Here is a 5624-nt window from a genome sequence, read left to right on the forward strand (position 1 = left end):
TCTTTTTTATAAAACACTTTAAAAACTTCATCACTTTGTTTGTGTTTTACCATATCATCTAAACCACATTTTTCTATAAACTCACAATCTTTAGCAAAAACTTCATTTTCTACATCAAATAAATCTTGTTTATAAGCATTTGATGAATGGGGATCACAAGAATGAACATCAATAATATAATCTTGTATATTTTTTTGCATAGCAAATCCTTTAAAAAATAGTATAAATTTTTATTTTTAGAATGACTTAAAATCTTTTTTAATTTTTATAAATATTAAGGATATTATTTTTTTATATTATGTTGATGATCTTTTTTATCAAAGTCATAAAATGTAACAAATATGGCTACGGCTATTGCAAAAGCTAAAATAATATATTGTCCTAATGAATGAGATAAATCCATATTGTTTACTTTGTAATATGTTATTTTAACATATAAATTATAACAAAAAAGAAAAAAATAAAATGAAAATAATAAGAAATTGATTTTTTATTATTTATTATGATAATCTTATTTGAGTACTTTTAAAAAGCTTAGAGTATAAAGTGTTGTGATGTAGCTTTTAAAAAGAAGAATAAAAACAAAGAAGCAGAAAACACCCTTATAAAAATTATTAATTATATTCACTAACCATAGATGTAATAAAAAATATTGAGTAAAATATAATCAAAACAAATTTCTATTTATTTTTATAAAAACTGCATTTTTAAATTTGCTATGTTATAATTAAAAAAAAGGTTGTATAAATATGAAAAATTATTATATTTCAGAAGGTGTAAAAGCTTTATTTTCTATCTATTTTAAAGATCAAACTGAAGAAAATTTCATTAAAGCTCTTAACGAATTTGCTAAAGAAAGCCAAATAAATTCTCAAGAAATAAAAGACAAATCTTTTAGAGAATTTAAAGAAGCCATTTCTAAATTACCAACTATAGATCTTTTGAATACTAGATTTGATAAGCTTGAATATTCAATAGGTGCTAAACTTGATAAGCTTGAAAATTCAGTTGATAAGCTTGAAAACAAACTAGATAGTTTTAAAAGAGAAGTTAGAACATATGTAATTATTCTTGCTACTTTAATGTTTATTTTACAGCCTACAATTTTTGATTTAATTTTGTCTATCTTTAAATCATTTCTAAGACAATAAGGTTTTTAGTTTTCACTTTCGTTAGTGTGTTTATCATTGAGATAATGAGCTACTAAAACCAATATGCCAAAAACGAGAGTGATAGCACCAATTAAAATAGCTATATTATAACCATCCATTTTTTCTCCTTTTTTCAAAAAAAGTTCAATCTTTAAGAAAGATTGATGATAATGCAACTACCGTTAAAATTAGCAAACTTTCAATTAAAATAATAAAAGCTCTACTATCGCCTGTTTGTAAACCATAAAGACTATTTATAAACAATCCTATGCCAATAGATTCCATGAATCTTAAGATTGCTTTTGTGGGTATTTTTGTAAATATTACTATTTTTTTGAAAAAATTTTTCTTTTTTCTCCTTATCTTATAACAAAAAAATGCTAAAAGTCAAGGGATAAAATATCCCACCTTAGGGTTAAGTTACACTAGATTGTTTCTAGTGTGAGAATATTATTTTAAATGTTTTACCATAAAGTCCATTATTGCCCAAACACTTGAAATTATAGTGGCAATGCTAACAACACAAGCTCCTAGCCAATAGATTCCTTGCTGTTTTAATGAACTTTCCATTCGTTTGATTTCAGCTTCAAGTCCTTTAGTCTCAGATTGGAATAAATCCTTGCTAACCAACTCATTTCTTATTTGCTCAATGGCTTCTTGCTTTAAATTCCCAAAATTAAGCCTTTGCGTTGTTGCTCTATCATTAGCAAATTCTTCAAAAGCTTGAATGAGCTTTTTAGCTTGATCAGTATCTGAAAAAATACTTTTCAATAATGTTTTAAAGCTCTCATTGAGTGTAATTTCTTTTTTCATGGCATATCCTTGCATGCTTAACTCCTAAATTATAACATATTTTTCATGTGCGCTCTTAGGCTACATTTCCAATTTGCTTCCACCATGTTTTTTTCTCAGAGTGAAATCTATAACCTAATTGCTTGATTTTTTCATTTAAACCATAGGTATTTCCTACAATCCAATAATAACCATCTTCATTTTTCACTTTGAGTCCCAAAGATAACAAAATTTGTCTTTCATCTTCGCTAAAAGTTGTAGCGTTTGATTGTGAAAAGTTTTGTGAGAAATCAACTTTCTTTTTGTTTTCATGAGTATTGTTTTGGCAAGCTTCAATATCGATAATAATATTGCTAGTTTCAGTCATTCCAACGCCCATTTCTTCAGAAGAATATAATCCACTAAGTTGGAATTTTACCACTAGCCCAAGTATTTATTGTAGAAGCAGAGACATCTAATTGTCTTCCTAATTCAGTTTGAGTAGTGTTTAACTCTTTACAAACTTCTTTAATAATATTTTCTTTCTCTTCTGTCATGCTAATCCTTTATTTTAGATTAATATTTTTTAGTAATAATTTTTTCATTACTTTTCAGAAATGAAAGGATTTGGCTCATTTTTTGAGTTTCCCTGTCTTAGTGCAGGGATTATTATATTTTTTACTATTTTATTTTTAAGCATTTCAAAATCTTTGTCATTGATTTTTCCTATGTAAGTTTTTATCCTTTTAGTATCAAAAACTCTCATTTGTCCTAAAAGTGCAACTTGTAAAGTGCCTTTATTGTCCTTAAATTTGTGAAATAAAAAGCCTTTTTTGTTTTTAGTCTTAGAACTTAAAGGTATGCCTAAAAATGTGCCATTATAAAAACTATTTATTACCAAAACAGGACGCGTAAAAAACTCATTTTTACCTTAAACTTCAGCACCAATATTTAAACCAATGCTAAGCCAATAAATCTTTTTTTACACTAACTTTTCTGATTAATTTTACTTTGTTTAAGCTCTTTTTTCGTTCGTTCCAGCTGTCAAATTGCACTTCGTTCATTTTATTCCTTTATATCTTTTGGCATAATGCTATGTAATGCTGTAAGCAGAAGTTTTATCTTTAAATATTTCTTTTCTATATTTTTCTAAGTTTTTTCATTGTTTCTCCTGTCTTTTTAAAAGATTTGTTTTTCAACTAATTTTCTCTTTCTTTTTTTAATTTATTGGTATTTTGGTTTATGATTTATATAAAAAGCAAGATCCTTATTATAACAGTTTCATTTTTTCTTAAATAGCGAAAAATGAAATGAGTGATAAAGATTTTGAGATTTTTCCATGTATAAAATAAGGCAGATTTTTATTTTATCAATAGCAATTATTATTAAAAAAAATAGCAGAAAATTTCATTTGCCTATATTAATGTAACTTTTTATTACAATCAGCATTTTCAAAAAACTTTATCATTATTTCAGCTTAAATTTTATCATTTAAAATTAAACTTGATATAAATCTTTTCGTATACTTTGCTCGCTCGATTTAAATATATAAAAGCATAATATTGAGTAATACTATGTAATTTTAAACAAGGCATGGTTTTTGATAAAATTTTTAGATGAAAAAATCTACAAGCTTGATTGTTTTATTGATTAATTCCAAAACAAGAACTAAAAATTAACAATCTTAGTCTATTAAAATTCTTTTTATACAATTAAAAAATAATTATTATATACAAATGTGAAAATATGGATAATACGCAAAAATATGCAGCTATAGATCTTAAGTCATTTTATGCTTCTGTTGAATGCATTTTAAGAAAATTAGATCCTCTAAATACCAATCTTGTAGTTGCGGATGAAAGTAGAACTGAAAAAACAATATGTCTTGCGGTATCTCCCGCATTAAGATCTTATAATATATCAGGCAGATTAAGACTATTTGAACTAATACAAAAAGTAAAAACAATCAATTACAAGCGCTTAAAAATTGCTAAATATTTCAGTGCAAAATCATACAATCATCTTGAACTAATAAATAATCCCAATTTAGAGCTTGATTACATTGTTGCAAAACCTAGGATGTCAACATATATAGACTATAGTTCTAAAATCTACAGCATTTATTTAAAGTATTTTGATCCAAAAGACATTCATATTTACTCCATTGATGAAGTATTTATTGATTTAACTCCTTATATCAAACATTATAAGCTATCTGCTGACAAACTCATTGAAAACATATTATTTGAAATTTTAAAAACAACTCAAATAACAGCAACTGCGGGAATAGGAACAAATCTTTACTTAGCAAAAATTGCAATGGATATATTAGCCAAAAAACAAAATATTAATAAAGATGGACTTTGCATAGGGTATTTGGATGAAATGCTTTATAGAAGAAAATTATGGCAACACACGCCCATAAATGATTTTTGGCGTATAGGCAAAGGATATGCAACAAAACTAAAAAGCATAGGCATTAACAATATGGGAGATTTAGCAAGATACTCTCTTAATAACGAGGATAAACTTTATCAAATTTTTGGAGTAAATGCTGAGTTATTAATCGATCATGCTTGGGGGTTTGAAAGCTGTACAATGCAAGCTATTAAAGAATATAAAAGCAAACATATCTCTAAGGTAATGGCTAAGGTTTTGCCTAAGCCTTATAGTTTTAAAAAAGCTAGAGATATGCTTAAAGAAATCGTCGATCATATGGTTCTTGAGCTAATTGAGCAAAATTTAACATGCAATCAAATCGTTTTAGATGTACAATATGATAAAGAAAGCTTAGAAAAGGTACAAAGCTACAATGGTCCAATGAGCAAAGATTCCTATGGAAGATCTATTCCAAAAAATGCACATTCAACAATCAATTTGGATTACCACAGCTCTTCCTTGGAAACTATTTGCAATAAAGGTTTAAAATTGTTTGATTTAATAGTTAATGCTGATTTTTTAATTAGAAAAATAAGTCTTACTCTTAATAATGTTGTAAAAAATGACACGATAAAAAAAATTAAAGAACCCAGTCTTTTTGCCGACATAGAACAGAAGGAAAATAAAAATTTTATAAAAGAAGAGAAATTACAAAAAGCTAGACTCGCGATTGTTCACAAATATGGAAAAAAATCTATTTTTAAAGCCTCGAGTCTTGAAAATGGCTTAAAAATTAATTCGCAAATAGGAGGACACAATGCCTAATAACCACGATGATATTATTAATATTAAATACAAAAAATCTACAAAATATCCTCTTATGCCATTAGAAAAAAGAGCGGCACAGTTTGCTCCATTTTCAGTGCTTAAAGGATTTGATGAAGCAATTGAAAAAAAGAAAAAAGAAATGGAAAGAAAGCTTGAAAAGTCTATCTATATAAACGAGTAATCATGTTTTTATGAGAAAAATATTTTAGATATAAAAATCAATTAAAAACAAGTAAAAAAATAAGTATTTTTTAAATAGTGTATTTTTTATACCACTTTTATCTCTATATATTTTAGACTTAAAATAAAATTAATTAAAATTAGTATTAAAATTTTATCTTTTTTTTCTGTGAATTTTCATATAAAAAATATTGTTTTTTATATGATTAAAAAAATAAAAAAATTATCTTGTACTTTTCACGAGCAAAAATTCAAAGAGAAAATTACAGCAAAACTATATTTATTTTGATTTATTTTTTTGTTTTTTTATCTATC

The 5624-nt window shown here is 25.7% G+C and carries 8 protein-coding genes and 1 pseudogene; 3 read left to right on the forward strand and 6 right to left on the reverse strand.

The genetic code is table 11. From position 1 onward, the window contains the following. Positions 1–200 (reverse strand): annotated as a pseudogene (locus tag AJN58_RS06080) (hypothetical protein); the annotation flags it as partial. 549 nt (positions 201–749) lie between these two features. Here AJN58_RS06080 and AJN58_RS06085 point away from each other — a divergent pair. Continuing rightward, positions 750–1151, forward strand: coding sequence for a hypothetical protein (locus tag AJN58_RS06085; protein ID WP_070283613.1), 402 nt, complete (start codon positions 750–752; stop codon positions 1149–1151). A gap of 144 nt (positions 1152–1295) precedes the next feature. Here AJN58_RS06085 and AJN58_RS10130 read toward each other — a convergent pair whose 3' ends face one another. The 5 genes from AJN58_RS10130 to AJN58_RS10355 form a co-directional block, all read right to left on the reverse strand. Continuing rightward, positions 1296–1436, reverse strand: coding sequence for a hypothetical protein (locus AJN58_RS10130; RefSeq protein ID WP_002834679.1), 141 nt, complete (start codon positions 1434–1436; stop codon positions 1296–1298). A gap of 165 nt (positions 1437–1601) precedes the next feature. After that, positions 1602–1979 (reverse strand): hypothetical protein, encoded by a 378-nt coding sequence (locus AJN58_RS06090; RefSeq protein ID WP_044780706.1) that lies wholly within the window; start codon positions 1977–1979, stop codon positions 1602–1604. A gap of 40 nt (positions 1980–2019) precedes the next feature. Continuing rightward, the gene (locus tag AJN58_RS06095) at positions 2020–2310 is read right to left on the reverse strand and encodes a recombinase (RefSeq protein ID WP_250535407.1); all 291 of its coding nucleotides are present in this window, start codon (positions 2308–2310) and stop codon (positions 2020–2022) included. Positions 2311–2344: 34 nt separating this feature from the next. Next, positions 2345–2479, reverse strand: a complete 135-nt coding sequence (locus AJN58_RS06100; protein WP_070233918.1) for a helix-turn-helix domain-containing protein — start codon at positions 2477–2479, stop codon at positions 2345–2347. 47 nt (positions 2480–2526) lie between these two features. Then, positions 2527–2823, reverse strand: a complete 297-nt coding sequence (locus AJN58_RS10355; protein ID WP_070292080.1) for a type II toxin-antitoxin system PemK/MazF family toxin — start codon at positions 2821–2823, stop codon at positions 2527–2529. Positions 2824–3668: 845 nt separating this feature from the next. On the opposite strand from AJN58_RS10355, the gene AJN58_RS06110 reads away from it, so the two are divergent. Continuing rightward, positions 3669–5126, forward strand: coding sequence for a DNA methylase (locus tag AJN58_RS06110; RefSeq protein WP_070292082.1), 1458 nt, complete (start codon positions 3669–3671; stop codon positions 5124–5126). Then, on the forward strand, positions 5119–5310 hold the full coding sequence (locus tag AJN58_RS06115) for a hypothetical protein (protein WP_002779581.1): 192 nt from the start codon (positions 5119–5121) through the stop codon (positions 5308–5310). The genes AJN58_RS06110 and AJN58_RS06115 overlap by 8 nt, the downstream gene beginning before the upstream one ends. Positions 5311–5624: the final 314 nt, after the last annotated feature.

This window comes from Campylobacter sp. BCW_4321, assembly GCF_001763075.1.
Classification (GTDB): Bacteria; Campylobacterota; Campylobacteria; order Campylobacterales; family Campylobacteraceae; genus Campylobacter_D; species Campylobacter_D jejuni.